Here is a 26,812-nt window from a genome sequence, read left to right on the forward strand (position 1 = left end):
AGTCCGACAGCGCTCTCGACAAGTACAGTGACAGGCTCAAAAGGAAAGTATTGCACCAACTGAGAAATGTTAGCTCGCAAGGTAACCGTAACCGTAATCGGACCTGCCGATCGCCGGGAACAGGATTGGCGCCGCCGGCCACTGCCCAATGACCTGCCTTGGGCAGGAGACATAGCGTTGGCACAAGGCCACTATAGCGAATCACGGTCGTTCTTCGGCCAACCGCCTTTGCGATCAATCAAACGCCGCGCTGCTCCACCGCGTCCGAGCCGCACGCACGAGCGGGAGGATTTCGAGGTGATCCAGGTCCGCAAGTGCCAGAAACGCGAAGAAGATGCAAGGACATGGCAAGCGATCGGGCGTCCGTGCCGTCGTAATCAAGTGGTGTTGGCAGGCCTGCACCAACGGCGGAGCTCGCGAATAAGCGAAGGACCACACGGCAGGGTCATACCGGCGCTTGGAGATGTGTGGTGGCCACCGGCTGCCTGGATGCGGTCAATTCGCTGTGGATGAAAAGACCAGGCCGAGCAACGGCCTCACATTGGCCGCACGCACCGGCGAGTGGTAGCAAGGGGCAGCTGTTCTGCGTGGTGCCCCAAGGGTTGCTCGGCAACAGCTTTAGACAAGGGGATTCAAGATTGAAGGTGAGCCGTTGAAACATGTTCTTGTCATTGACGATGATGCCGCAATGCGACGCCTCATCTCCCAGTATCTCATGATGCATGCCTTGAAGGTGACCGCAGTCAACGATAGCAAGCAGTTTAACTACGTTCTATCGCATGAGCCAGTCGATCTCGTGGTTGTTGACCTCAACCTAGGCCGGGAGGATGGGCTTGCCATCGTCCGCAACCTGGCGACAAAATCGGATTTACCCATCATAGTGATCAGCGGCGACCGGCTTGATGAGGCGGAAAAAGTCGTTGCGCTGGAGCTCGGCGCAACCGATTTCATCCCCAAGCCTTTCGGGCTGCGCGAGTTCTTGGCCCGCATTCGAGTAGGGCTACGCCAGCGCATTTCCAGTCCGCGAACGAAAGATCATCGCTCATTTCGGTTCGGAGCCTGGAAGCTCAGCGTCAAGCAGCGGCGACTGATCTGTGCGGAGCGTGGCGAAGTCAAGCTTACCGCATGTGAGTTCAACCTGCTGATCGCGTTCCTGGAGAACCCCCGCAATGTCCTATCCAGAGAACGGCTTTTGCTCGCGAGCCGTGTGCGTGGAGAAGAGGTCTACGATCGAAGTATCGATGTCCTAATCTTGCGCTTGCGCCGAAAGCTGGAGGCTGATGCGGCCAATCCAAGGCTAGTCAAGACATGCCGTGGTGCAGGGTATTTCTTCAACGCTGACGTAGACGTTAGCTACGGAGGCACCTTGGCCGCCTGACAGGAGCTATTCTGGAGATTGGCTGACGAGGCTGATGAAGCGTGGCGGTGTTTTCTGGCGGCCTTTAGCTCGGCGCCTGGATGTCGGACCCAAGGCAGCATCTCGTCGATCTGGCTGGGATGGCTGTTGACGATCCTGGTGGTGAGGACGTCGGCGAGATAACCGAGTGACTCGACACCATTGAGCCTGCAGCTTTATGCCGACCGTCGAACTATGCCGAGTGAGCAAGTTTTTACCAATGCTTTCCGTAACGTAGCGGTAGCAGGATCGGCATAGCCTAGGCTCTCTCCGTCGCAATTGATGCGAAGGAGAGGACACATGAACGCAAGTGATTATCTGCAACGCAGCACACTTTATCGAAAGCTGATCCACGGGTCGTATGGCGAGTTCGCCCGCATTTACGCGGCCAGATTGTCGAACGAAGGCTTTGGTCGACAATGCACCTGGCGATCGCTGAGCCTGTTTCGCGAGCTGATGGATTGGCATGTTGGCAACGGGCACGATCCTCACGATTTAAGCGAAGTTCACGTTGACCGGTTTCTTGAGCACCGTTCCAAACACTGGAGCCTCGACTCGGGGGACCGATCGGCGCTCCGACGCTTGCTTTCTTCATTACGGCAAGAAGGTTTGATACCAGCCGTGCCTCCGATTGAGCGCACGGAGCACGAGCAGATTGTTGATGTGTTCGCGGCTTATCTCACAAATGAGAGAGGGCTCGCCGCCTCGACGGTGGAAAGCCATAAGCTGCTCTCACACCGATTTCTGCAGGAGGTCTGCCCGGCTGGCGCAGAGGGGTTTGCAGCGCTTACCCCGGAGATCGTCATCGGTTATGTCGAGCGACATGCTCTCGCTGGCTCCGCCGACAGCGGCAAGGCGATGTGCGGGGTGGTGCGCGCCCTCCTGCGTTACTTGCATCTGAAGGGCTTCATTTCGGTGGCCTTGGCCGATTGCGTGCCGTCCATCCGCCGCTGGCGGCTCGCGGGCCTGCCAACCTTCCTGCCGCCACAGAAGGTCCAGCAGGTTCTTGATGCCTGCGATCGGACCACGGCAATGGGGCATCGGGACTATGCAGTTCTGATGATCCTGGCCAAGCTCGGCTTGCGCGCCAGCGAGGTTGCGGCCGTCAGCCTTGATGACATCGACTGGCGGTCAGGCAAGATCCTTGTCCATGGCAAGGGGCGGCGACAAGCGACGATGCCGCTACGCCACGACGTCGGCACAGCTATCGTCGCTTACATCCGGCATGGGCGACCAGCTTCACCGTGCCGCCGCCTGTTTGTGCGAACGCTTGCTCCGCAGGTCGGCTTTGCCTCCGGCTGCGCCATCACGATGATTGCGAAGCAGGCACTCGAGCGGGCAGGTATTCACGGCTATGCGCACCACGGCGCCCACCTCTTCCGCCATAGCCTTGCGACCGACCTGCTGCGGTCGGGGGCCAGCTTTGCCGAGATCGGCCAATTGCTTCGCCACCGGAGCATCGACAGCACAAGGATCTATGCCAAGCTCGACATCGAGAAGCTGCGCGAACTGAGCCTGCCGTGGCCGGGAGGTGCCGAATGAGCCGGCTTCGAACAGCGCTCGAGCGCTATGTAGGCATGCGCCAGGGGTTGGGATACAAGTACCACGGGCCCGCCCGACGGTTATCGGATTTCGTCACCTTCATGGAGGCTCGCGGCGCCGAGACCATCACCACGGCGCTGGCAATGAAGTGGGTGACGTTGATCGGCCGACAACCGAGTTGGTCCATCCGCCTGACCGATGTGCGCTGCTTCGCTCAGCACCTCGCTCATTTCGACCCCCTGACGGAAGTGCCACCTCAAGACGCTGTGTCGCAGGCGCGGCGGGCAAAGCCCTACATCTATACCGATGCTGAGATCACGGCGCTTCTGGCGGCGGCACTGTCGCTGCCGCCGGCCAACGCCCTGCGTCGCTGGACATATCATTGCCTGTTCGGATTGATAGCGGTGGCCGGGCTACGCCATTCCGAAGCGCTCGACCTGCGCCGGGACGACGTCGATCTCGACCAAGGTATCCTCACCATTTGGGAGACGAAGTTCGGCAAGTCGCGGCTGGTTCCGCTCCATGCCACGACGGTCGCCGTGCTGTCGGACTATGCCGCGCGACGCGACGCGCATCTCGTCGCGCCTCGTAGCCCCTATTTCTTTGTCGCCGAGCAGGGCGGCAGATTGCTGCACCAATACGTGCACCGGGTGTTCTGGCAGCTGTCGCGACAGATCGGTCTGCGGCAGCGGGGGCAGCGCAATGGTCCGCGGATTCACGATCTTCGTCACCGTTTCGCCGTCCAGACCCTGATCAACTGGTATCGTGCGGGCGAAGAAGTCGAGCGGGAACTGCCGGTCCTCTCGACCTTTCTCGGCCACGCCAATGTTCGCGACACCTACTGGTATCTATCCGCCGCGCCGGAGCTAATGACCCATGCCGCGCGACTGCTGGATAAGCGGTGGGAGGCTCGCTCATGAGTGCCCCGAACGATCTGGCCGTGCTGATCGAGCGGTGGTTCACCGATCGGCTCATGCGACATCGAGGCGTAAGCTCCAACACCATCGCCTCCTATCGCGACACCTTCCGGCTCCTGTTTGCATTTGCGCAGACACGCCTTGGCAGGTCTCCGTCGCAGTTGATGCTGCGGGATTTGGACGCGCCTTTCATCGGCGCATTCCTGGAGGACCTCGAGACACAGCGATCCGCCTCAGTGAGGACCCGTAATCTCCGCCTCACGGCCATTCGGTCTTTCTTCAGATATGCGTCATTCGAGGAGCCGGCCCATAGCGCCCAGATTCAACGCGTGCTCGCGATCCCGAGCAAGCGATGCGACAAGCGACAGCTTCAGTTTCTCACCAGGCCCGAGATTGAAGCGATCCTGGCCTGTCCGGATCGCAGCACATGGCTGGGACGGCGTGATCACACTCTGCTCTTGCTGGCCGCGCAAACGGGGTTGCGGGTCTCGGAGATCATCGATCTCGACCGTGACTCGGTGATGCTGGGGCACGGTGCCCACGTGCGATGCGTTGGCAAGGGCCGCAAGGAGCGAAGTACGCCGCTCACCAAAGTTGCACGGCAAGCCCTTCGGGGCTGGCTCAACGAGCCCAGGAAGCGGAGCGCAACGGCTCTCTTTCCGAACACGCACGGCGGCAAGCTCAGCGCCGACGCCGTGCAGGCGCTGCTGAACAAATATGTCGCCAAAGCGCGCGAACACTGCGTCCCCCTTCGCTCGAAGCGGGTGTCGCCCCATGTCTTGCGCCACAGCGCTGCGATGGAATTGCTGCAGGCGGGCGTCGATTGTTCGGTCATCGCCCTGTGGCTGGGCCATGAGACGATGGAAACAACGCTGACCTATCTTCACGCACATCTTGAACTGAAGGAATCCGCACTTGCCAAGCTGAAGCCATATGAACGCGCAAAGGCCGAACGATTTCGACCAAACGACCGGCTTCTTGCGTTCCTGAACGCCCTTTGAGCATGAGAACTATGCCGAGTGTGAACGACCGGTTCTTGGTCGAAATGGCAGGCAAAGCGCGTCATATCGCCATGATCGGAAGAGGCGCTCGGCATAGTTCGGCGGTCGGCATAAACCTGCTTATGCCGCGCGCGGCATAATGCGGTTTCGATCAGCGACGCAATGACTGCCCAGTGTTCGGCACCGCCGTTCGAGCCGGCGAAGAGCGCGTACTTGCGGACAGATTGAGCGCTCGACGGTGTTGTTGTCGATCTCGGTGCGACCGTCGTCAACGAAGCGCGAGAGGCCTTCGCAGCGTGAGAGCGTGTAGCGGATTGCCCCGGCGACCTTGGTCTTCTGACCGATCAGGCCGAGCTTTCACGCAGCCAAGGTTCAAGATGGCGACAATAGCGCGGCTATTGTCCCGACGCGTCGCACGGCGTTCATCGGCCGATCGGCCGCGGATATCGTCCTCGATCTTATTGAGGTGGGCGATCGTCTCAGCGCCTCGCTGGCGATCGGCGAGTTCCAGGCCTACATCGCCTTCCAACAGTGCCAGTCCGATCAATTACGGCGAGAGCTACCGGTCCGGAGATCGCATCAGCCTCTCCGTCGCCAAAAGAGCTGTTCTGCTTAGCCGTCGAGCTCAACGCCCAGCGTCGGAGCGCTCTCTGCTCCTGAAGGAAGCCATGAGGTCCGCTCGGGCTTGATCGGAGGCTTGGCCGACGGACGTTGTGTTTGCGTCGCTCGGCTGCCGCCCGATGGCGAGGCTTTGCGAATTGTCAGTCCTTTGCCTTTTCGCTGGTCTCAACGGCGCTGTGTAACGTTCAGTGTTGATGATGACGCCCCCGCTGTTCACGCGGTTGCTCCTGTGCAGTGTACTCGTCAGCTTGTCCTCGGCCTCGCGCGTCTGGCCCAAGTGCCGTTCCAACGGCGCTGGCGCGACCTGTCTGGCTTGCTGCTCTTGCAAGGCGGCGTGTTGCACCTGCGACCCGGCTGCTGCCAAAGCTTCGGCGGGGCTTGCGGCAAGCTCGTGCGGCAAGCGCCCCTCTCTCAGTCGGTTTTGCAGCGCCTGCCGATCGGCGACGAGGTAGTTGAGGTGCAGCGGCAGCTGCTGGTCTGGCCGCTCTTCGTTCGCCAATCGACGAACCAGCTCGCGCGTGCCGTCCACCACGAAGACGCCGCAGTCAACAGCGTTTTTCTGCTGCGCCATGTCGGGTGTTACCAGGGTCGCGTCCAGTCTTGTAGCGAGCTTTCGTGCAGGCGCGTCGTTGTATCGCTGTTCATTTTGCTGGATGGAGTCGTAGTGATAGGCGACCGCTCTTTCCGGATCGCGGCGATCTACGAGGAGCAGCGACCAATGGGTGCCGCGGTCAATACCCACCCCATCGTTCACTGGCACGAACAGGAAGTCGGATGGGCCGGCGTTTCGATCATAAATCGACTGCAATGTGCCTCGCGCGTCTTGCTGCTCCATGTGGCGCAGCAGATGGGAGACCGACGGATCGACCAGCCGCGTCCGGGCGGCGAGCGCTGGATCGGCCTGCTGCAGCTGCTGCTCGAGGAATTCGTAATCCCTCTGGATATGTTCGTCGCCCAGCAGTTCGGTGGCCCCGAGCACCGCCCCCCGGGGGAGATTGGACAAGCCTGACGGAAGGGCTTCGATGTGTGCATCGGAGGAGGTGGTCAGATCGACCAACGGAACCCCGAGATGGGTGTCTGAGAGCCTGGCGGTCGCTGGCAAGGCGGGTCCCGGAGCCCTTGCCGGTACTGCTGCCGCTCCAGCTTCCCTTATCGCTCCGCGATGGAGGAGCCAAACGTCATTGCCCTCCTCTGGCCTCCGGGCGGTGTAGCCGTGGCCTTTAATCTCGTAGTTCCATTCCGGCTTGTCCGCGTCCGGCAAGAGGCCATAATGGTACAAGGAAGAGAGCATCGCCTCTGGGACGCGTTGAGTCCCATGGGAGAAGCCTTTGGGCACGGCGAATGAGACGTTTATGGAGTTCTCGATGGCAGCGGGGGGTGCCTCAGACCTTGCAAAGGGCGCGGCCTCCGCATGCAGGCTTCCAATGTGTTCGGACCCTGGGCCTTGAACGGGTACCCCTGCCAATGGCAATTCACCCAACTGCTGCATGGGGGGCTGCATCGGCACGCGGCCGCCTTCGCTCGGCGGCTGCTGAATGACGATGCTTTGCGGATTATCAGTCCCCTGCCTCTCCGCCGGCCGCAACGGCGCCGTCGAATGTTCATTGTTGATGATGAACCGCTCGGGTGGCAGGAGGTTGCCCTGGTCAAGCGCATCCGGCCAGGGCCGGTGTTGGCTGACAGCTAACGCTGGCGGGGCGGCGGCCTCAACTCCGGCGTGCCCAGAGCCGGCTGCTGCCAAAGCGTCCGCCACGATCCTGTCTGACGCAGGCTTCGCATCGCGAACCCGTTCAAGCGCCAAGCGGAGATAATCGTTGCCTGGAAACAACACCTCGGCGAATTCGATCCGCGAATCATGATCCAGCCCAGAGATCGTCTGGCCCCGCCTCTCAAGCGCCTCAGAAAATCTGCGAAGACTACGACCATAGGCAACACGGGTGCTTGGGGCCAAGCTGCTGTCACTGGTCACTTGTTCCAAGACATGCGCATCTGCCTTTGAAGGCACCGTCACTCGCCACCGGCCAGTCGCTGAATAGCCCGGCTCATGATACGCACGCAGGACGTTCAACGCCGGCCTTATATCCTTTATGTCAGTGTCTTTCGGAAAGAAGGTATCGAGGTGATCGACCAGGGATTGGTGATTTTTTAGATCAGTCGCTTGGCCACGAGCGCCGAGATCATTCGCCAATCGGCGAAGCGCATTCGAGTATATTCGCAGCGTCGGCGCGCTATGGTGTTGCTGAGCCTCAGCATGGGCGATCGCCTTATCAATCACGTCCCGGTGTTCGTCGGACAAGTGGGGATAGCGGTTAGCCGGGGCACCAACAGTCACTGAATAGCCCGGCTCATGATAGACACGCAGGACGTTCAACGCCCTCTTCATATCATCGTTTTTCGGAAAGAAAGCATCGAGGTGATCGACCAGGGATTGGTGATTTTTTAGATCAGTCGCTTGGCCACGAGCGCCGAGATCATTTGCCAATCGGCGAAGTGCATACCTGTATTTTAGGACCGTGCTCTCGCTATATTTTTGCTGAGCCGCAGCGTGGGCGATCGCCTTATCGATAAGGTCCCGGTGTTCGTCGGACAAATGGGGATAGCCGGTGGCACGGGCGCCACTCGCGACAGGTTCGGCTCGGCGCGGCTCGGCCACGTGCTGCTCAAAACCCGCTTGCCGCGATTGGCCAGCATCTGGCAAGAGGCCAGGGCGGTCCAAGGAAGAGAGCATCGCGTCTGGGACGCGTTGGGTCCCATGGGAGAAGCCTTGGGGGACGGCGAACGAAACGTTTATGGAGTCCTCGATCGCAGCCGGGGGCGCCTCGGACCTTGCTGAGGGCGCGGCCCCCGCATGCAGCCTTCCGATGTGTTCGGACCTTGTCCCTTGAACCGGTACCCCTTGCAATGGCAATTCACCCAATTGCTGCATGGGGGGCTGCATCGGCATGCGGCCGCCTGAATTGCCGATTTCGCTCGGCTGCTGCTGAATGGCGACGGCTGGCGGCCTATCCACGGCCCTCTGCCTCTTCGCTGGCCGGAACAGCGCTGTGGAATGTTCGTTGTTGAGGATGCCCCCCTGGGGTGGCAGGTGGTTGCGATGGTCAAGCGCATCCGGCGAGGGCCGGATCTGCTGTTGGCTGGCAGCCAAGACTGGCGGAGCGGGGGCCTGAACTCCGGCGTGCCCAGATGTTGCGAAAGCGTCCGACACGCTTCTATTGGGGTCCTCCGGTCCAGCACGCATCCCTGGGTTGTTGAGCGAAGGCGAGGTGGCTTGATCACCCTGCCGCTGCTCAAGCACTTCGCGGAGCCCCTGTTCCAGTCGCAGAAGCTCCTCTGCATTGGTTGGCGGCTGGTGAGCTCGATCATCGACCAGCGGCCGGAGCGCCTCGGGAACCTGCGCGCTGAAAGAAGACGAGGTGGCTTGATCATCCTGCCGCTGCTGAAGCACTTCGCGGAACTCTTGTTCCAGTCGCAGAAGCTCCTCTGGATTGGTTGGCGGCTTGTGAGCTCGATTATCGAACAGCGGCCGCAAGGCCTCGGGAACCTCCGCATTGTGAACCCGCTGCAGCGCCAAGCGGAGTTTCTTGTTGCCTGGAAACAACGCCTCGGCGAGTTCGGTCCGCGACTTGTGATCCAGCCCAGAGATCGTCTGGCCCCGACTCTCAAGCTCCTCAGAAAATCTGCGAAGAAGTCGACCATAGACGACACGGGTGCTTAAGGCCAACTCGCTGTCACTGCTTAATTTTTCCAAGATACGCGCATCTGGCTTTGAAGGCACCGCCGCTGGCCACCAGCCAGTCGCTGCGTAGCCCGGATCATGATACGCACGTAGGACGTTCAACGCCGTTTTAATGCTCTGGTCATTCGGAAAGAAAGTATCGAGGTGATCGACCAGGGATTGGTGATTTTTTAGATCAGTCGCTTGGCCACGAGCGCCGAGATCATTCGCCAATCGGCGAAGCGCATTCGAGTATATTCGCAGCGTGTCCGCGCTCTGGTTTTGCTGAGCCGCAGCGCGGTCAATCGCCTTATCAATAACATCCCGGTGTTCGGCGGACAGATGGGGATAGCTGGCAGCAGGGCCGCCAGCAGTCGCTGAATAGCCCGGCTCATGATAGGCACGCAGGGCCTTCAACGCGCTCTTCATATCAACGTCTTTCGGAAAGAAAGCACCGACGTGATCGACCAGGGATTTGTGATTTCTTAGATCGGTCGCTTGGCCACGAGCGCTGAGATCATTCGCCAACCGGCGAAGTGCAAACGTGTATTTTCGGGCCGTGGTCTCGTTATATTTTTCCTGGGAGTGGGCGATCGCTCTATCAATAAGGTCCCGGTGTTCGCCGGACAGATGGTGATAGCGGGAAGCACGGGCGCCACTCGCAACGGGGTCGGCTCGGCGCGGCTCGGCCACGTGCTGCTCAAAGACCGCTTGCCGCGCTTGGCCAGCATCCGGCAAGGGGCCAGGGCGGTCCAAGGAAGAGAGCATCGCGTCTGGGACGCGTTGAGTCCCATGGGAGAAGCCTTGGGGGACGGCGATAGAAACGTTTATGAAGTCCTCGATCGCAGCCGGGGGCGCCTCGGACCTTGCTGAGGGCGCGGCTCCCGCATGCAGCCTTCCGATGTGTTCGGACCCTGTCCCTTGAACCGGTACCCCTTGCAATGGCAATTCACCCAATTGCCGCATGGGGGGCTGCATCGGCATGCGGCCGCCTGAATTGCCGATTTCGCTCGGCTGCTGCTGAATGGCGACGGCTTGCGGCCTATCCACGGCCCTCTGCCTCTTCGCCGGCGGGAACAGCGCTGTGGAATGTTCGTTGTTGATGATGCCCCCCTGGGGTGGCAGGTGGTTGCCTTGGTCAAGCGCATCCGGCGAGGGCCGGATCTGCTGTTGGCTGGCAGCCAAGACTGGCGGAGCGGGGGCCTGAACTCCGGCGTGCCCAGATGTTGCGAAAGCGTCCGACACGCCTCTGTTGGGGTCCTCCGGTCCAGCATGCATCCCTGGGTTGCTGAGCGAAGACGAGGCGGCTTGATCATCCTGCCGCTGCTGAAGCACTTCGCGGAACCCCTGTTCCAGTCGCAGAAGCTCCTCTGCATTGGTTGGCGGCTGGTGAGCTCGATCATCGAACAGCGGCCGGAGCGCCTCGGGAACCTCAGCGCTGAAAGAAGATGAGGCGGCTTGCTCATCCTGCCATTGCTGAAGCACTTCGCGGAACCCCTGGTCCAGTCGCTGAAGCTCCTCTGGATTGGTTGGCGACTCGTCAGCTTGATCGAACAGCCTCCGGGCCTCGGCAAGGTGCTGCTCAACGCCCACTTGCCTGGCCTGGACCGCTTGATCCTCTTCCAGGCCGGCGTCCTGCACCTGCGGCAAAGCTGTTACACGGGATGGATTTTTTCGCTGGTCCACATTAGCCTCGCATCAAACTGTATCGTCAAAGTCTTGCGCCAATCCACGCAGCGGCTCATCGAGTCGAGATTCTGCGGAGAATCCCTCCTCTGCTTCCGTCAAGGGTGCCGGCTCCGGGAGGGCGCCTGTCTGGCTTTCAAAGATGCGTTTCAGAATGCGGTCCGAAAAATATCGCACCTTCCTCAGTTGCAATGGCGGCAGACCTTTGATGAGAACAATCTCGTACTCGTCATTGAGCAGCCGAACCTGTTCGGGACGCAGCAGCGGCGCACCTTGAAACGAATTCTGAATGTTCCGGTCGAACGCTCGCGACTGGCTGTAGGAAATCGATTTGGCTTCAAACGTGTATTCACCGATGGCTTTGGAAATGTAGTTCGGAGTCTCGTCATCGGCCGTGGCCATGAACACTTGCAGTCCGGTATTGCTGAGAAAATTCTGCTTACCAGCCTCTCCATAAGCCCCCGTTAGTGCCGAAAGGCTTTGGATGATGAGCATGAAACGCCCCTTGTAGCCCGCGATAGTCGTAATTGCGGTCTCGATCGCCTCCAGCTTCCCCAAGTGCTTGAATTCATCGAGCAGAAAGAGAACCTCGTGCTTTTCGTCCTGGCGGGGCAGCGACCGCTGTAGAATTGAAACGATTTGCTGAAAAAATAAGCGTATCAAAGGCGCGACCACCTCAAGGTCGTTCGGACCAACGCAAAGATAGATGCACGTTCTGCGACGGCGAAGATCATAGACCGAAAAGTCCGAGCGACTTGTAGCTGCCTTGACAGCCGGATCCGCCCACAAGTTGAGCCCACCATCGCCGAGCACGGACGTGTAGGAGGTTAGGATTTTCGTGTCGTTCCCCGCCATGTCGTCGAAGATGCGTTGTGCCTCTTTGTTCCGGGTCTCCATGGCGAGCTGCGCGAAGAGCTTGAACTTCTCCCCCGGCTGAGCGAACAGATCATAGACGGCGCCGATTGTTGGCGTGCCCCGCTCGATGCAGGCAAGGATCCCCGCGACAAAGATATCTCGCGCGCCGGCGACGAAACCTTCCGCCCCCTCCCCCTTGGCCGTAATCAGGTTCGCGGCCAAGCGGCGGGCTTCGGTGAATTGCTGCTGTGGATGCAGTGCTATGAGATCCAACAGTGGATTGTAGCAGTTTGTGCGCCGCTCTGAATCCAGTGGCGCGAATTTGAACACTTCGTGGCCTGCGGCTTTACGCGCCCTCGATGTGAGCTCAAAGAGCTCCCCCTTGACGTCCAGAGCTATCACAGAGCCTTTAAATGTAAGTAGCGTTGGAATGACTATGCCGACACCCTTGCCAGCGCGGGTCGGCGCAACAATGAGGCTGTGAGGCTGCTCGCCATTGGTCAGGTAATAGCCAGGCCAGAAAGGACCACTCGTCTTCCCGAAGACCGGCCCTGTCACGCCACGGTATCGTCGCAGATATCCCGTGCGTCGCATTTCATCCACTCGAGCCCAACGAGCCGTCCCGTGATGTTCGAGCTTGCGGCGCAATACGACCTGCTGAATCAGCAAGACAACCGCGGACGTCGAGAGCACGATAGCCGCGCCCTGATAGAAAACGGGGGTTGCGAAACCCAAATAGAAGGGCGTCTCAAACCAAAAGGCACGGACATCAAACGCCATCAGAGCCTCGCCGCTACCCCCGTGGCGGAAGGTTGCGTACAGACTTGCCGCACAGAACCCCAAGGCGAGTGAGCACGCGATGCTAATGGCTATGTTGGGGGACGTCGTTTTTGTAGAAGACATTGTTCCGTGGCCGAATTAGCGGTGCTGATGCTGCGCTTGCTTCAGACACCGAACCGAGGTCGCGCGATGCCGACGCTCGACAGATCGATGCCGCAGCGGGTAGTGCGATGCTTGCATCGCGCCCCCCGGCAGACGTGGATTTTGAAAGTTTCACGAAGCAGGTACGTCGACGGCCAGCGAATTGGAAACAGCAAGGCCGTGAACGGAATTCATGAGAGGAAGCGTTACTGCCATGGCCGAGACCTCAACGGCCGGTGCGATCTCTGCTTCTCCTAGCCTCCATTAGATCCTCTCGGGCGTGATTGTAGGAGTGGCTTATGTCCCGGCCGACTTGACCACCCCGCTGCAGCTGTTCGTGGGAGGTTTGCGGGCCAACTGTATCACGGACTGCAGCCCCAATACCTGCTATGTGGGCGTCCAGATCCGCACTGCGTTCCTCTGCTGCATGCCGCGGAGGAGGCATCTGCGGCAAGATGTCTTGCATGCCGGGAATTGAGTGAGCTTGGGCCTGTTGATTTGGATCTAACTGGTGATACATCGCGTACATAGCATTGGATGCTGTCGACCTGACGTGGCCATCCGGATCGGTAGCCAATTCAGCGGCCTGATCAAAAATGCGTGCTTTATTTTCAGCGTTAAACTTGCTGAAGTTTTGCGCAGCGTAAAGCGCTCCGATAGCTTGCGAAGGCGGGTCCATGTTGCCAATGCGATTAACAATACTATTTTGTGTCTCTGGCCGAAGGTAATGAGACACATTACTGACTGCTCTGAATTGCTCCAATGCTACTTCATCCGGGGTGTGTCCCAACCCGGCAGTCAATTTATCCCCCAGATCGACGGCTGATCGTCCAAGCTGATTGGTCCGCGTTTCAAACTTCGCGAGGTCAGTTTCTGGCTCGGTTCGAGTGCCCCGAACGGCTATGCGCTCTCGCCTCCCGAGTTCTTTGAAGGTCCCAAGATTTCGCGCTGTATCGCGCGGGTTAGCGCTTACCAGCCGCTCTGCAACATCGGTCAATGGTCCGTATGGAAGGTCACGGAGGGTACTGCGATTCCCCACGTCTTGGGATGAACTTGCAGCTGCGCGTGCCCGTTTGTTATCGCGATCCATTGCTCGGCCTCCAAAGTCGTTAAGTTACCCAATCAGGGTACCACCGACGCTTGACCTGCTAAACCGATATGAGGTTACAGTTGTAGTCTGGCAGAAACTTCTCCCAACTCTGGGATACGCCGAGAGCCGTAACCGGGGCAGATTTCCGGGCGGAAGGGTTTGCGGCGAGAGCGTTCGTGATTCACCGTTTGCGTGACGCATCAGGATCGTCTCGTATAAGAGAGTCCGTCGCGATACGCCCCGCGAATGACGATGGTACCTTCGGCTTGACTTATCCTTCGCGCTCTGCGGGTCCGACGAGAAAATCAGCCTACCTTGCTGAGACTACCTGCGGAGGACTTGCCGCTACGGCGGTCCTGCTCGATCTCGTACTTGATCTTCTGCCCATCAACTAGGTTTGAAAGTCCAGCCCGTTCTACAGCTGAAATATGGACGAAAACGTCCTGACCGTGTCATCGGGCTGGATGAAGCCAAAACCTTTGGTGCTGTTGAACCACTTCACTGTTCCGGTCGCCATATCTGTGTATTCCTCTGTGGCCATGCGAACCAGACGGGCCGTGAAGCCGATCCTGTTCATATTTCGTAGAGTTAAACCCAGCAAAAACGAAAATTACAAGCCCACCTCGGGGTTGCGGCGCGAAAAGCCATTGCTCTGTTTGGGAACGCACCGAACAGGTGCCGGTGAGCTTGAGCGCAACGCGCTGCAAGACGCTCGAGTGCCGAGGAATCTCTCCGACAAGGATACGTCTGAGCCGCCCAGTATGCCGGCTCGGCAACCACCCGAATGGATCGAAGCCGATCTGCAAAACGGATGGCGAGAGCGTTGGCTCGTTTCCAACCCATCCTGTCTCACCAGCGCGGACGCCTGGACGGATGTCAACGCCGGAAAAAGAACCGCATCGATTGGTCCCGCTTGCGGCCAGCTCCAGTCGGCCGCTCGATCGCAAGCGTGGTTCGAGGAGGAAGCTCTCCCAGGTGCAATGCGAGGAGACGCTGGTCCAACTCCTTGTCGGCTGCCGTAAGGCGGTGGTTCAGGCGAAGGTAGTCCATCCAGGTCGGGGTGCGGAAGGTTTCTGTCCAACGCGAAGGCTGCTGGAGGTCGCGCTGGAGATTCCAGTGTCGCGCACCAACGCCGCTTTGTACTCGCCGCCGTTCCCGCATCTGCTCCAGGAACGCTTCGACATTTGCTTCGGGTATTGAATATTCGATCTTGGCGACGATCGGCCCGCTTCGGGGCTTCAAATCCAGGGCAACCTGAGGCGTTTCGAAGCCAAGAGGAGCCTGATCGGAATCTTTCCATTGACGGATGGGCAGCAGGAAGCCGGTGCCAGCGACCAGCAGCAGCGCGCCACCTGAAAGCTCCAGAGCCGAGCTCAGCGAATAGCTCTCGGCCACCGTACCCCACAGCCAGCTGCCAGCCGCGATGCCGCCGGATGAAAGGGCGTAATAGATCGAGAGCGTGCGACCAACGACCCACCTTGGACTCGCCAACTGGACGCTTACGTCCAGCCCGGTCCAGGTCACGACCCAGCCCGCGCCGCCGAGCGCCAGCGCGATAGCCGCCACCGCCACCGAGGGGGTGAAAGCAAGCGATAGACAACAAGCCGCACAGGCGATGCACGACAGTGTCGTCAAACGTTCCTGTGACAGCCTCCGTCTCAGAATGTTGTTGCAGATGCCGGCGAACAAGGCGCCGGTCCCGAAGCCGGCCATCAGGATGCCGTAAACGACTGGCCCTCCCCCCAGCTGATCGCGGGCGACGAGAGGCAAGAGCGCTAGTATGGAGATGCTCGTCAGCCCAAAGAGGGCACCGCGGGCAATTGCTGCCTTGATTTCGGATGACAGGGCAGTGAAGCGCGCTCCGTCATGGATCGCCGTGGTCAATGGTTCACTCGGCAGCGGTGACGGGCGAACATGCCATTTGCAGCGCCCTATGGTCCACAGCAGCATCAGATATGTAAGCGTCGCTACTGCGAAAGCGGTCAAAGGGCCAAAGGAAGCAACGACGACGCCACCGAGAGCGGGACCGATGCTTCGGACGGCGTTATATCCGACCGAGATAAGCGTGACGGCGGCCGGAACATCGCGCTTTCGCAGGATATCGCCAACCGACGCGTGCCAGGCGGGGTCGGTGAAAGCGGCGCCTACTCCGGCCAAACAGCTGAATGCAAGAACCATCCATGGATTGAAAATTCCGAGACCTGCAAGAACAGTCAGCATCGTCGAGGACAATGCTATCACGCACCAGCCAGCGAACATGAGATTGCGGCGGCTGTAATTGTCGGCTAGGGCGCCGGCGATAATTGACAGGAGGAATGTGGGCAAGGTTGTCGAAGCCTGCACCAAGGCGACCATCACATCCGATGTCGAAATGGTCGCCATCAGCCAACTGATGGCAACCATTTGAATCAGCCACCCTAGACTGGATACCTGTGTGGCAATCCAGATCGGACGGAAAGTTGAATTCTCGAGCGGCGCAAACGTTGCCGATGACCCCGGATTAACTTCTTCACGCGCCACCCCGCTCATTGGGCCGAGCCTCCCTTCGCTGCCAGTTGTATGAGATTTCTCCCCGCCCACTTGCTCTGGAGGAATGGCAGGATCAGGGCATTTTATCTGCGCAACGCAAGTTATTTTTGCCTGGCCGATGCTGCGACAGAACCGAATGCTTCCTCTGGCGCGATCGTTCCGCTATGCGTGACGAGACCGGTTCGATCCTGTCGTTGTCGATCCCCGACCACGTTACAAGAATCGTCAGTTTGACGATCCTTGGCGTCTCCAACCAAGCCACGTCCTGGGCATCGACTTCCCTTCTGGTGACCACGAGCTCTCGCGCATTGAACCGCCTCGCCAAGGTGGATCAGTAGTCTATCTTTGGCGTAGGTATTCAGCAGCTTGCTAGGCGCCCGCCGCCACGTGCGGGAGACGCCGGTATTAACCGGGGGGCAGATGCGCCGAGGGCAGCAAGCGCGCCTGACGCAACGCCGCCAGATCAGCCGAGCCGGTGCAGAAGCAAGCGACGGCCAACTGGCGGATGACGATCTCGAAATGCGCCACAACCGCCTCGGTGGACACCGTCGCCGCGCGCAGCACGCCGGCCGCCTGCCCGGCGATGTCCGCGCCCAGGCGGATGGCCTTGGCCACGTCGACGCCGTCGCGGATCCCGCCCGACGCGATCAGCTTCACAGTTGGCAGCGCCCGACGTACCGCCTGCACGCTGGCCGGGGTCGGAATCCCCCAGTCGGCGAACGCCATCGCCACTGCACGGTCAGCGGCATCGCGGGCTCGCTCGCCCTCCACCGCGGCCCAACTGGTGCCGCCGGCGCCGGCGACATCGATGACCGCCACGCCCGCCTTGACGAGCGCGCAGGCCACCGAGGCGGACAGGCCCGACCCCACTTCCTTGGCCACAATCGGCACGTCCACGCTGCGCGCGGCGCGAGCGATCTGCGCCAGGACGCCGCGCCAGTCGCGGTCGCCCTCCGGCTGTACCGCTTCCTGCAGCGGATTGAGATGGACGATGAGTCCATCGGCCTCCAGCGCATCCACCGCCCGGCGCGCCAGGTCCAGGCCGTCGGCCTCGCGCAGTTGCGCGGCGCCGATATTGGCCAGCAAGGGAATGTCTGGGGCCATGCGGCGCAGAGCGCGCGTCAGCCCCTGGGAGTTGCGGGATTGCAGGCTCACGCGCTGCGAACCGACGCACATGGCGATCCCCAAGGCTTGTGCTGCCTCGCTCAGATGCCGGTTGATGGCCTCGGCGCGTGGCACGCCGCCGGTCATGGAGCTGATCAGCAGCGGCGCGCGCATGGTCTTGCCCAGCAGCGAGGCGCGCAGGTCGATCTGCGTCAGGTCCAACTCGGGCAATGCGCAGTGTTCGAAACGGATATACTCCCAGCCGGCGGCGACCGTGGCCGGCGCCGTTCGCCGATCCAGCACGATGTCCAGATGGTCGTCCTTGCGCCGGCTCGGGACGTTGTCGCTATCGCTCATGCTCGCTCCATCCGTCGCATCGGGGGACGGCGTTGCGTCGGATCGGACCGACGGCAGCGGTGCGCACGCAGCCACATCACGCCGTTCAGGCGGGCGCACGCTGGCCTCCCCCCGCAGCGTCGCTGCGGTAGCGGCTGGTCGAGGTCTGGTAGTACTGCGCGCGGATGGCCGCCATGGCCTCGATCAACGGTCCCCACGGCGCGGGAAAGCGTTCTTCCGCCATCACCCGGTGCAGCATGCGCGTATGGCCGGCCAGCTCGTCGTTGAGGAACTCCACCACAGGCATAGCCGGATAGCGCTGCCGCAGCAGGATCGCCGCGTTGTCGGCCTCGCCGGCCGACCTGTCCTTGTCGCGTCCATGCAGATCGTTCTGCAGGCGCCCTATCGCGGAGATGAGCCGCAGGGCCCGGCGAAACGCCGGACGCGCACGCAAGGTCGCCATGTCCAACCCCCACAGCAACGAAAGGCAACAGAACACGTTCGTGTAGGCGATCGAATCGATGCCATTGTGCAGGTACTCGGCGTAGGACCAGCGTTCCGCCCCTGCCGCCTGCGCGTGTCCGGCGCGCAGCGCCCCGCAGTAGCACCGGGTATCGTCGAGAAGCTGAGCATAGTCGCGACGATCGTAGGCGAGCGCGGCCAGCGAAGCGCGCAGCACAGCGCAGCCCTCGAATCCGGGGAGCGCGCACGGCACGCCCTGCCCCAGCGCCTGCTCCACCGCAGCGAGTTCCTCCGGCGCGATCAGGCCAAGATCGTTGCAATCGTCGAGCCAGAAAAGCAGCGCCAGTTCGCGATAGAACGCCACGATCAGCGTTTCGTCCTGCGGATCGCGGCCAGTGCGGGCGCAGGTGTCGTGCAGGCTCGGGTGGATGCGCTGTAGGATGTACTGGCCGCCCCTGACCGCTTCCACGGCATGCTCGTCGGCGAACCCTGTCAGGGAACGCCCCCACTCCAGCACCTGCTGCAGCGCGCTTTCGGTCTGGATCATAGCGCCGCTCCTGCTTCCTCGGCCAGGACGCGCCGCCCCCAACGAAGCGCCAGCCACAACCCGGCGAGTTCGGCCACGCGCACGACCCGGGTGGGGCAATACAGTTCCTTGCCGATCCACAGCGGCGTCTGCGGCAATGCATGCGCCACATGGCGAGCGAGCATCCACTCCAGCGCACGCGCCACCGCCTGCGCGATGCGCCGGCGCCCTGTCGGCTCTTCGCTCCCGTCCATCACGTGCAACGCGAACAGCGCATAGGCGGTTTCCTCAAATGAGGACGCGCAACCGGCGCCCCAGCCGCCGTCATCGCGCTGCGCCTGCAGCAGCGCCGCCAGCGCGCGCTCGTCGCGCCAATGGGGCTTGCCTTGCGCCAGTGCAGCGACCGCATGCGCGGTGGGATACAGCCACGAAACGTGCCATTTTTCGTTGTCCCATAGACCGTGCGGGTTGCGATTGGCCTCGACGTAGGCGCTGGTGCCGGCGGCGGGCTTTCCCAACAGTCGCAACGCATGCAGGGCATGGATGTTGGTCGACACCGAGGCATTGCGCTCGCCGGGGAAGGTGACGAATAGCTCGCCGATTTCGAAATCGCGCAACGCATCGACCGGCGGGTCGCGCCCTGCAAGGCGCAGGACGCACAACGCAACGGAGGTGTCGTCGGCATCGGCTGCGAAGTGCAAGGCCGGGCCCAGACCGCGCACGCCCATGCGGGCGTCGAGCTGCGCGACGATCACGCGCACGGCATCGGCGACCGCGGGATGCGCGAACAGCCCGGCCAGATGCAGGGTGTACAGCGACCAGCATGGCTCGAACACATTGATCGGCCAGACGTTGGGAACGACACCTTCGATGCCGCTGCGCGTCGCCCGCGATGCCGCCTGCAGATACCCGTCGGTGCGCCCGACCTGCGGCGTGCTCCCATGTGTTACGGCGTGCGCACGCCACGAGGCGGTGGCCGCCGGACTGATGCCAATGCTGCCGTCGTCGTCCGGGCATGCGGTGGTCGGCGACGTTCCCCAGGCTTCCCAGGAGTGCAGCAACGGATGGCCGCTCGGCAACGTCGCCACCGCCCCCAACTTGACAAGGCACGCCTGCCGCAACGGCAACAGCGCCGGGTGGCGCGGAAACGCCACGCCGCCCAGCAAGGATGCGGCCTCGCCACACAACTGCGGCAGGATCAGCTCCGCGCCGATCGGCGCGTCTTCCGGCACCGAATGCGCGTAGGGATCGGGCTGGCGCTCGAGGAACCGGGTTGCAGCCTGGACTGCGTCGGCCGCGCCGGGAAGAGGATCGGCACGCTGCAATGTCAGCAACGCCGCCCAGGTGGGCGCATGGCGGAACAGCGGGAAGTCCGCGCTTCCCCATCCACCATCGGCCTGTTGCTGCGCGATGAGCCACGCGTATGCGTCCTGCCGACCGGTGACGTTGCCGTGGAACTGCAGAGCTCGCGCCGTGTCGTAGACGGACGGACCGACGCTGCCCCCGTCGCTCATCTCGCTCAGCAGGTAGCGCAATTCGGAAAGGATCTGTTCGGACAGCGCGTTCACGCGGTATGTTCCTTCTGCAGACAGTTGACGAGAACCAGGATCGGGCAGACGCCCGCACGTCGCCGCAGGCCCGTCCTGGCCCGGCGCATGGGCAGCGCCGGACGGCCGCCCTGCTCCGGCGCGGCGACGCACCCCGATGCTGGCGCCGATCCGCCGCATAGGCTTGCGCGCAGCGCGCCGCGTGTGCCGCGGCCGTGCTGGGCAACCGCTGCGATCGGTGCCGCGGATTCGGACACAGTCCAGCATGCACCGCTACCGCCGGCCGATCGCAGCGGCAAAGGGGCGACTCCATGCGGACGGGCGCGCTCATGCGCATGGCGCGTGCTTTAACAGATACGCGTTGGCCCGCTGCAGCATCTGCGCCAACCGTTCCGCACGCGGCCCCAGCGGGGCGATGGCCTCCCCGGCGTCGCGCAACAGCTCCAGCGCGAACTGGCGCGCTGCCTGCAGCCCCATGATCGACGCACAGGTCGGCTTCTGCGCCGCCGCGTCCTTGCCGGGGGTCTTGCCCAACGTCGCGGTATCCGCTGTTGCGTCGAGAATGTCGTCGACCACCTGCAACGCCAGCCCGAAACAGGCGGAGTAGCGATCGAGCGCACAGTACAGCGCAGCGTGGGCGGCATCCTCCGCGATGGCGCATAGCGCGCCCATGCGAACGGACGCGCGCACTAGCGCTCCGCTCTTCATCCGGTGCATCGCCACGATCCTGTCCAGCTCGACGTGCTTTCCGACCAGCGACAGATCCATGGCCTGCCCGCCTGCGGCACCCTCGGCGGACACCGCCTGCGCCAGTTCGCGCACGAGCGCGATACGGTTGTCGCCCGGCGCATCCAGGTTCGCCAGGGTCAGGAAGGCGTGCGCCTGCAGCGCATCGCCGACCAGGATCGCAGTGGCTTCGCCGAACTTGACGTGCACGGTCGGAAGGCCGCGGCGAAGCACGTCATCGTCCATTGCGGGCAGGTCGTCGTGGACCAGGGTACAGGCGTGCATCATCTCGATGGCGGCGCCGACATCGTCGAGCATGTGCGTCGGCGTGTCGGCCAGTGCGCCGGTAGCCAGACAGAGCAAGGCCCGGGTGCGCTTTCCGCCATGCAAGCTGGCGTAGCGCATCGCAGCCATCAGCTCGGTCTCACCGTCGTCTTCGGCGCAGAGAAGACGCGCCAGCGCCTGTTCGACCCGCTTTGCGCCGTCCTGCATCCAGATCTCCGGCGGCAGCCTGCCGGATGCGCCGCGCGCCTGCGCGCCCAATCCGCCGAGCGCGGAAACGCCAGTTCGGTCGTCGTGTCGCGTGGAACCGGTCTGGATGTTTTTCATGTCCTTGTACCTGACAGGAGACGGCCACGGCGAGCGGCGAGCCGCCGCGGCGTTGCCGGCGTCGCACCGAGCGCGCGCGCCGAGTGGAGCAATGCTGCGGGTCGCCGGCGCCGCTGCCTCGCCACACGGGGCATGCGATGCCAGCTCATGAGAATCCGATGCGGATTTTCATGGACGGATGTGCGGTCGGGAAATAGCGCCGACCTTTTTCGACGGCGCTCAGCAACCGCGGCCGCACCCCGGCCTTGTGCATGGTCAGTGCCAAGGCGATGCAGAACTGCACCATTTCCAGCCATACCAGGTGGTAACCGATGCAGACGTGTGGGCCGGTACCGAACTGCAGCATGTCCACCGGCCGGATCGGCTCCGTGCGTTGCAGCCACCGTGCCAGGCGGAACTGATCAGGCGCCTCGTGCAGCAGCGCAGAGGTCGAGAAATGCAGCAGCGGGATGCACAGAGGGGTGCCCGCGGGAATGCGCCGTTGGCCGAGTTGCAATTCCTGCAGCGCGCGACGCGGCAGGAGCGTGGTCGCCGGATGCACGCGCAGCGTCTCGCGGAACAGCGCCTCGGCGACCGGACACTGCGCCAGGTCCGCGTGCCGGGTCGGCACCGCGCCCACGCGTTGCGCCTCCTCGACCAGGGCGTCCCATAGCCCAGGCTGCCGCGCCAGCTCGATCACCATCCAGGCCATCGTCGAGGCGGTGGTGTCGTGACCGGCAAGCAGCAGCAGGCGGATATTGGCGACCAGGACGTCGTCGGAGAGCGCATCGTTGCCGCGATCGAAGGCGCTCACCATGTCATTGATCAACCCAGTGCGCGCGGCATGCGCGCGCGCGTCGCGGACGAACTGGCGCAACTGCGCGTCGATCCAGTCGCGGGCGGCGCGGCCGCGCCGCAAGGGCAGTCCGGGCAGGTCGACCGGGGGCGCGACGATCAACTGCAGCAGTTGCCGGTATTTGCGATGCCATCCCGGCAAGTCCTGCGCTGGGATTCCCATGAGGCTGAAGATGAGCTTGAGCATCAGGTCGCCGGTCTCGCGCAGAATGGTCACGTCGCCGCGGTCGCGCCACGCCTGCACCCGCGCCTGGATGACGGGCGCGAACAGGTTGCCGATGCCGGCCTGGGTCAGCCCCTTGGGCAGGAACGCCGCCTTGATCGCGTCGCGCGCCTGCCGGTGCGCGCCGCCGTCCTGGGCGACCAACGTTCCGCCAAGCAATTCGGGCGCGATCTCTTCGATCAGAGCCGAGGACACGTCCTTGTGCCGGAGCAGTGCGAACGCATCTGGATCCACGCAGGTCATCAGGTGTCCGGCAGGGCCGAAATCCAGCCAGAAGTGGCTGCCCAGCGTCCGTTCCGCGCGCCGCAGCAGGCGCGGCAGGTCGCAGACGATGGCGGGAAGATGCCCGACCAGGGGGAAAGCGCCGGGCACGAACGGGATGTCGTCCCGCAGCCGGTGCCGACGGTCCAGCGGGTTGAGCAGCATGTCCATCAGCAGCGCGGCGCCGCGGCCGCTTCGGCGGTGTCGCCGGCAGGCCGCGCGGCGCGGCTGTTGCCACCGTCGGCGTACGTCGGCACATGCGCCAGCATGCCGCCGTCGATGCACAGGACCTGGCCGGTGATGAACGCAGCATCGTCGGAGAGCAGGAACGCCACCAGCGCGGCCACGTCCTCGGGGCGGCCGACGCGCTGCAGGAGTTGGTGCCGGCTCAGATGCCGTTGCATGCACTCGTCCAGCTTGGCGAGGAGACGCTCGGTCATGATGAGACCCGGCGCAACCGCATTGCAGCGGATCTGCGCATGACCGTACTGGGTGGCGAGCGAGGCCGACAGCATGTTCATCGCCGCCTTCGACGCGGCGTAGGACGTCTGCGCGGTGTCACCGCTGAGCCCCTGGCACGACGACATGTTGACGATCGCGCCACCGCCGCGGGCGATCATTCGTGGGATGGCCTGCCGGCAGCAGAGCAGCGTGCCGCGCAGATTGGTCGCCATGGTCTGATCCCAGACCGCCAGGTCCAGGTCGAGGATCGTGCGGTCGCGCGTTGTCAGATGCATGGCGCTCGCGTTGTTCACCAGCAGGTCGACCCCACCGAAGTGCCGCTCCGCCGTCTCGAACAGCGCTGCCACCGCCTGCGCATCGGCGATGTCCATGGCCAGGGCCAGCGCGTGGCCCGCTTCGGCCGTGATCTGCGCGGTGCAGGCGACGGCCGCCGAGCCATCAATGTCGGCCACCACCACTCTGCCGCCCTCGCGCGCGATGGCGAGGGCGCATGCCTTGCCGATGCCGGCGCCGGCGCCGGTCACCACGGCCACCTTGCCTTCAAACCGTCCTGCTGGGTTGGGTTGGTCTTTCGCGGCATGCCGCTCAGCCTGCGCCGGAGAAGGCGCAGGGTCGGCGCTGGCGCGCTCGCCAGCGTCGCTTTCGATGACCCGAATGGCGGCGACGGGGCACTGGCTGGCCGCGAGCCGCGCGGCGGCGTGCAGCGCCTGCGGGACCGTCGCCACGCACACTTCGGCCACGCCGTCCGGTTCGCGCTGGCGAAAGGTGCCCGGCAGCGTCAGCACGCACTGCCCGGTGGTTCCACACAGATCCTGGTCGACCACGACGCGCATCTCAGCCCTCCTGCGCATGCAGGCGCACCGGCAGCGCGCGGAACGTCCTAAGGAACGCGGAGGGTTCCCGGGTCGGCTGCTCGGCCAATGCCAGCGTGGGGAAGCGCGCCTGGATGCGCGGCAGGCTCTCGGCCAACTGCACCCGGGCCAGTTGCGCACCGAGGCAGAAGTGGATGCCGTGGCCGAAGCTCAGCATGATCTTCCCGTCGGTCGACATGCCAGGAGTGGTGCCGTAGAACCGCGCGGGATTGAAGCGGTCGGGATCGGCGAAGGCGTCCGGGTCGCGATTGCCGGCCGCGATGAGCACGCGCACGTCCGCGTTCTTCGGGATCACCACGCCGCCCAGTTCGATGTCGCGCTGGGCGATACGCGGAATGGAGCTGAACATGGCAGGCGCGTCGCAGCGCAGGACTTCTTCGACGAATGCCTTCACCCCCACGGCGTCTCCCTGCAGCCAGTGCCGCTGTTCGGGATACGCGAGCATCGCCAGGACCGCATGGTCGATGGTCGCAGCAGTGGTGGCGAAGCCGCCCAGCAGCATGCCCCACAGCATGCTGATCAACTCCGCATCCGACAGCGTGTCGGCATCGTCGTCGTGTGCGCCGACCACCATCGACACGATGTCGTTGCGGGGATCGGTGCGCTTGCGCTGTATGAGATCGCCGAAGTAGGCCTGCACCCTGGCGCTGGCCGCGTCCGCCGCGGCGAGCTGGGGATCGCTGGCGTGTGGGCTCAAACCTTCCAGAATGGCGCCGATGCCGGCCGCGAGCCCGAACATGTCGTCCTGGGGCATGCCGAACATTTCGGCGAAGACCAGCATTGGCAAGGCCAGCGCGAATTCCCAATGCAGGTCCACCGCCTCCCCGCGCTCAAGCGCGGGCGCCATGCCGTCCAGGCGCGCCGCGACGATGCGCGCGATGCTCGGCCGCAGGTTGTCGATCTGGCGCATGGTGAAATCGCGCGAGATCAGCCGGCGCAGACGCGTATGCGTCGGTGGTTCCTTCATGGCTAGCGTCGACGCCAGGAGATTGAGTGACAGGCTGGTCGCCGCACGCGGGAAATAGCGCGCCAGTTCGCCCGGCGCCGGTCCCCGAAACGCGTCGCCCGTGGCCTTGAGCGCCCAGAAGATGTCGGCGTGGCGGCTCAACAGAAAGAGGCCCGACGCCGCGCGATGCACCGGATCGTGCTCGCGCAACCACCGCATGAACGGATACGGGTCGTGGATGCACGCTGGCGACGCAAGTTCGGCGAAGGCGTCCCGGCATGCTGCCTTGGTTTCTTGCACGTCCATCTTGGTTACCTGTTGGCTGGCTGATCTGACCGGCGCGTGCTAGGCGCGCCGGCAAATTGCGGATAAGATCGCGATTCCGGGCGGCGTCCGCGCGTCACCAGAGCACCGGGAACTCCTCGAACCCGCCAGTGATGATCTCCTTGCGCAACTTCAGTTCTTCGGGCGCCACGGCCAGGCGCAGCGCGGGAAAGCGCTGGAAGATCGAGCCGACCACCACCTTGAGTTCCAGCCTGGCCAGCGCCATGCCGATGCAGTAGTGCGGCCCGTGCGAAAACGTCAGGTGCGGATTTTCGTCGCGTCCGATGTCGAAGATTTCCGGGTCGTCGAAATGGCGCGGATCGAACGACGTCGCCGGCAGGCCGACCAGCACCTTGCTCTCCGCGGGAATATGCACGCCCGCGATAGTCACGTCGGTCCTCGGATAGCGCATGATGCCGTCCCAGCCCGCGCCCGGCGGGTACATGCGCAGGATTTCCTCCACCGCCTTGTCCACCAGGGATGGATCGCCGACTAGGCGTTCGCGCTGTTGCGGATGGCGGAACATGGCCAGCAGGCCGAATTCGATCTGCGCGACGGTGCTCTCGTGCCCCGCCACCAGCATGCCCGCCGCCAGGCCGATCGCCTCTTCCTCGGTCGCATTGCCCTGCTCGACCGCCGCGAGCAGATCCGTCAGCAGGTTGTCGCCCGGATCTTGGCGCTTGTCCCACATCTTGCCGCGAATGTAGGCGCGCAGTTCTTCCCAGGCCAGGCGCGACGCGCTGCGCGGGCCGCTTTCATGCTGGTGCGTCATCACTTCGTCGGACAGCCCGGCGAAAAAGGCGTGATCCTCGTAGAGCACGCCCATCAGCGCGCTGATGACCATGGCCGGCAGCGGAAAGGAGAGGTGGCGCCTCAGGTCGGCGGGCTGGGGCTGGGCCGCCAGCGTCTCGAACAACTGCGCGGCGATCGCCTCGACCTGCTGCGCGAGCAGCTTCACCCTGCGGTTGCTGAAGGCCGGCGCCACGATCGTGCGTAACCGGGCATGCTCGCCCCCCTCGTGCGAGACCAGCCACCCCGGCGAACCGAGAATCACCGAATCCGGGGTGAATGCCGCCGGCGGCATTCCCGCCGGCCGGAACGCCGCGTCGGACAGCGCCGCCTTGGCCTCGTCGTAGCCTGTCACCCACCAGCCTTCGTGCCCGGAGGGGAAGCGCACGCGGTGGATCGGACCGTTGGCGCTTAGCGCCAACATCTCGGGCGAGGGCTCGATGTGGTCGACGCGCCACATCGGCAGCGTCGGCAAGGGTTGTTCGGACATGGTGGCACTTCACTCTCTAGCGATGGAA

Annotated in this window: 16 protein-coding genes and 4 pseudogenes; 4 read left to right on the forward strand and 16 right to left on the reverse strand. The window is 63.1% G+C overall.

The window, feature by feature from the left end; all coding sequences use genetic code 11:
- Positions 1 to 652 precede the first annotated feature (652 nt).
- Positions 653 to 1,378: a two-component system response regulator VirG gene (virG, locus tag AC1RZR_RS33540; protein ID WP_027033428.1), complete on the forward strand. Its 726-nt coding sequence runs from the start codon at positions 653 to 655 to the stop codon at positions 1,376 to 1,378.
- A gap of 89 nt (positions 1,379 to 1,467) precedes the next feature.
- Here virG and AC1RZR_RS33545 read toward each other — a convergent pair.
- Positions 1,468 to 1,572 (reverse strand): annotated as a pseudogene (locus tag AC1RZR_RS33545) (transposase domain-containing protein); the annotation flags it as partial.
- A 124-nt stretch (positions 1,573 to 1,696) separates the two neighbouring features.
- On the opposite strand from AC1RZR_RS33545, the gene AC1RZR_RS33550 reads away from it, so the two are divergent.
- Genes AC1RZR_RS33550 through AC1RZR_RS33560 form a run of 3 tightly spaced genes read left to right on the forward strand, consistent with a single transcriptional unit; the run spans position 1,697 to position 4,856 of the window.
- A complete protein-coding gene (locus tag AC1RZR_RS33550) occupies positions 1,697 to 2,938 on the forward strand; it encodes a site-specific integrase (RefSeq protein WP_481829242.1) in 1,242 nt (413 codons plus the stop codon).
- On the forward strand, positions 2,935 to 3,858 hold the full coding sequence (locus AC1RZR_RS33555) for a tyrosine-type recombinase/integrase (protein ID WP_481829241.1): 924 nt from the start codon (positions 2,935 to 2,937) through the stop codon (positions 3,856 to 3,858). Before AC1RZR_RS33550 ends, AC1RZR_RS33555 begins: the two co-directional genes overlap by 4 nt.
- Positions 3,855 to 4,856 carry a tyrosine-type recombinase/integrase gene (locus AC1RZR_RS33560; protein WP_481829240.1) on the forward strand — a complete coding sequence of 334 codons (1,002 nt, stop codon included), beginning with the start codon at positions 3,855 to 3,857 and terminating at the stop codon, positions 4,854 to 4,856. The genes AC1RZR_RS33555 and AC1RZR_RS33560 overlap by 4 nt, the downstream gene beginning before the upstream one ends.
- A gap of 110 nt (positions 4,857 to 4,966) precedes the next feature.
- On the opposite strand, the pseudogene AC1RZR_RS33565 reads toward AC1RZR_RS33560, so the two are convergent.
- The 15 genes and pseudogenes from AC1RZR_RS33565 to AC1RZR_RS33635 all read right to left on the reverse strand — a co-directional run.
- Positions 4,967 to 5,360: pseudogene (locus tag AC1RZR_RS33565) on the reverse strand (IS66 family transposase); the annotation flags it as partial.
- A 121-nt stretch (positions 5,361 to 5,481) separates the two neighbouring features.
- Positions 5,482 to 10,878, reverse strand: a complete 5,397-nt coding sequence (locus AC1RZR_RS33570; protein WP_481829462.1) for a Ulp1 family isopeptidase — start codon at positions 10,876 to 10,878, stop codon at positions 5,482 to 5,484.
- Between the two features lie 12 nt (positions 10,879 to 10,890).
- Positions 10,891 to 12,636: a type IV secretion system ATPase VirD4 gene (gene virD4, locus AC1RZR_RS33575; RefSeq protein WP_481829463.1), complete on the reverse strand. Its 1,746-nt coding sequence runs from the start codon at positions 12,634 to 12,636 to the stop codon at positions 10,891 to 10,893.
- A gap of 244 nt (positions 12,637 to 12,880) precedes the next feature.
- The gene (locus AC1RZR_RS33580; RefSeq protein ID WP_027033425.1) at positions 12,881 to 13,744 is read right to left on the reverse strand and encodes a hypothetical protein; all 864 of its coding nucleotides are present in this window, start codon (positions 13,742 to 13,744) and stop codon (positions 12,881 to 12,883) included.
- 305 nt (positions 13,745 to 14,049) lie between these two features.
- Positions 14,050 to 14,261 (reverse strand): annotated as a pseudogene (locus tag AC1RZR_RS33585) (cold-shock protein).
- 359 nt (positions 14,262 to 14,620) lie between these two features.
- Entirely contained in the window at positions 14,621 to 16,273 is a 1,653-nt protein-coding gene (locus tag AC1RZR_RS33590) for an MFS transporter (RefSeq protein ID WP_481829464.1), read from the reverse strand.
- 405 nt (positions 16,274 to 16,678) lie between these two features.
- Positions 16,679 to 17,734, reverse strand: a complete 1,056-nt coding sequence (fni, locus tag AC1RZR_RS33595; RefSeq protein WP_481829465.1) for a type 2 isopentenyl-diphosphate Delta-isomerase — start codon at positions 17,732 to 17,734, stop codon at positions 16,679 to 16,681.
- A gap of 85 nt (positions 17,735 to 17,819) precedes the next feature.
- Positions 17,820 to 18,722 carry a terpene synthase family protein gene (locus AC1RZR_RS33600; protein WP_477345664.1) on the reverse strand — a complete coding sequence of 301 codons (903 nt, stop codon included), beginning with the start codon at positions 18,720 to 18,722 and terminating at the stop codon, positions 17,820 to 17,822.
- Entirely contained in the window at positions 18,719 to 20,269 is a 1,551-nt protein-coding gene (locus AC1RZR_RS33605) for a hypothetical protein (RefSeq protein ID WP_477345666.1), read from the reverse strand. The genes AC1RZR_RS33600 and AC1RZR_RS33605 overlap by 4 nt, the downstream gene beginning before the upstream one ends.
- Before the next feature lie 306 nt (positions 20,270 to 20,575).
- Positions 20,576 to 21,583 (reverse strand): polyprenyl synthetase family protein, encoded by a 1,008-nt coding sequence (locus AC1RZR_RS33610; protein ID WP_181956590.1) that lies wholly within the window; start codon positions 21,581 to 21,583, stop codon positions 20,576 to 20,578.
- A 145-nt stretch (positions 21,584 to 21,728) separates the two neighbouring features.
- Entirely contained in the window at positions 21,729 to 23,072 is a 1,344-nt protein-coding gene (locus AC1RZR_RS33615; protein WP_481829466.1) for a cytochrome P450, read from the reverse strand.
- Entirely contained in the window at positions 23,072 to 23,896 is an 825-nt protein-coding gene (locus AC1RZR_RS33620) for an SDR family oxidoreductase (protein WP_477345790.1), read from the reverse strand. Before AC1RZR_RS33620 ends, AC1RZR_RS33615 begins: the two co-directional genes overlap by 1 nt.
- Before the next feature lie 174 nt (positions 23,897 to 24,070).
- Positions 24,071 to 24,214: pseudogene (locus tag AC1RZR_RS33625) on the reverse strand (ferredoxin); the annotation flags it as partial.
- A complete protein-coding gene (locus AC1RZR_RS33630) occupies positions 24,198 to 25,487 on the reverse strand; it encodes a cytochrome P450 (RefSeq protein WP_481829467.1) in 1,290 nt (429 codons plus the stop codon). The gene AC1RZR_RS33630 and the pseudogene AC1RZR_RS33625, both read right to left, overlap by 17 nt.
- A 94-nt stretch (positions 25,488 to 25,581) precedes the next feature.
- Complete coding sequence (locus AC1RZR_RS33635) at positions 25,582 to 26,784, reverse strand: cytochrome P450 (protein ID WP_481829468.1); 1,203 nt, start codon at positions 26,782 to 26,784, stop codon at positions 25,582 to 25,584.
- Positions 26,785 to 26,812 lie beyond the last annotated feature (28 nt).

The organism is Mesorhizobium bavaricum (assembly GCF_056781655.1).

What these genes read in the sequence shown, in the direction of transcription:
- AC1RZR_RS33555 (WP_481829241.1), top strand. Translation starts at nt 2,935, where the DNA reads ATGAGCCGGCTTCGAACAGCGCTCGAGCGCTATGTAGGCATGCGCCAG.
- virD4 (WP_481829463.1), bottom strand. Translation starts at nt 12,636, where the DNA reads ATGTCTTCTACAAAAACGACGTCCCCCAACATAGCCATTAGCATCGCG.
- AC1RZR_RS33630 (WP_481829467.1), bottom strand. Translation starts at nt 25,487, where the DNA reads ATGGACGTGCAAGAAACCAAGGCAGCATGCCGGGACGCCTTCGCCGAA.
- fni (WP_481829465.1), bottom strand. Translation starts at nt 17,734, where the DNA reads ATGAGCGATAGCGACAACGTCCCGAGCCGGCGCAAGGACGACCATCTG.
- AC1RZR_RS33600 (WP_477345664.1), bottom strand. Translation starts at nt 18,722, where the DNA reads ATGATCCAGACCGAAAGCGCGCTGCAGCAGGTGCTGGAGTGGGGGCGT.
- AC1RZR_RS33590 (WP_481829464.1), bottom strand. Translation starts at nt 16,273, where the DNA reads ATGAGCGGGGTGGCGCGTGAAGAAGTTAATCCGGGGTCATCGGCAACG.
- AC1RZR_RS33615 (WP_481829466.1), bottom strand. Translation starts at nt 23,072, where the DNA reads ATGGACATGCTGCTCAACCCGCTGGACCGTCGGCACCGGCTGCGGGAC.
- AC1RZR_RS33560 (WP_481829240.1), top strand. Translation starts at nt 3,855, where the DNA reads ATGAGTGCCCCGAACGATCTGGCCGTGCTGATCGAGCGGTGGTTCACC.
- AC1RZR_RS33550 (WP_481829242.1), top strand. Translation starts at nt 1,697, where the DNA reads ATGAACGCAAGTGATTATCTGCAACGCAGCACACTTTATCGAAAGCTG.
- AC1RZR_RS33610 (WP_181956590.1), bottom strand. Translation starts at nt 21,583, where the DNA reads ATGAAAAACATCCAGACCGGTTCCACGCGACACGACGACCGAACTGGC.
- AC1RZR_RS33580 (WP_027033425.1), bottom strand. Translation starts at nt 13,744, where the DNA reads ATGGATCGCGATAACAAACGGGCACGCGCAGCTGCAAGTTCATCCCAA.
- AC1RZR_RS33635 (WP_481829468.1), bottom strand. Translation starts at nt 26,784, where the DNA reads ATGTCCGAACAACCCTTGCCGACGCTGCCGATGTGGCGCGTCGACCAC.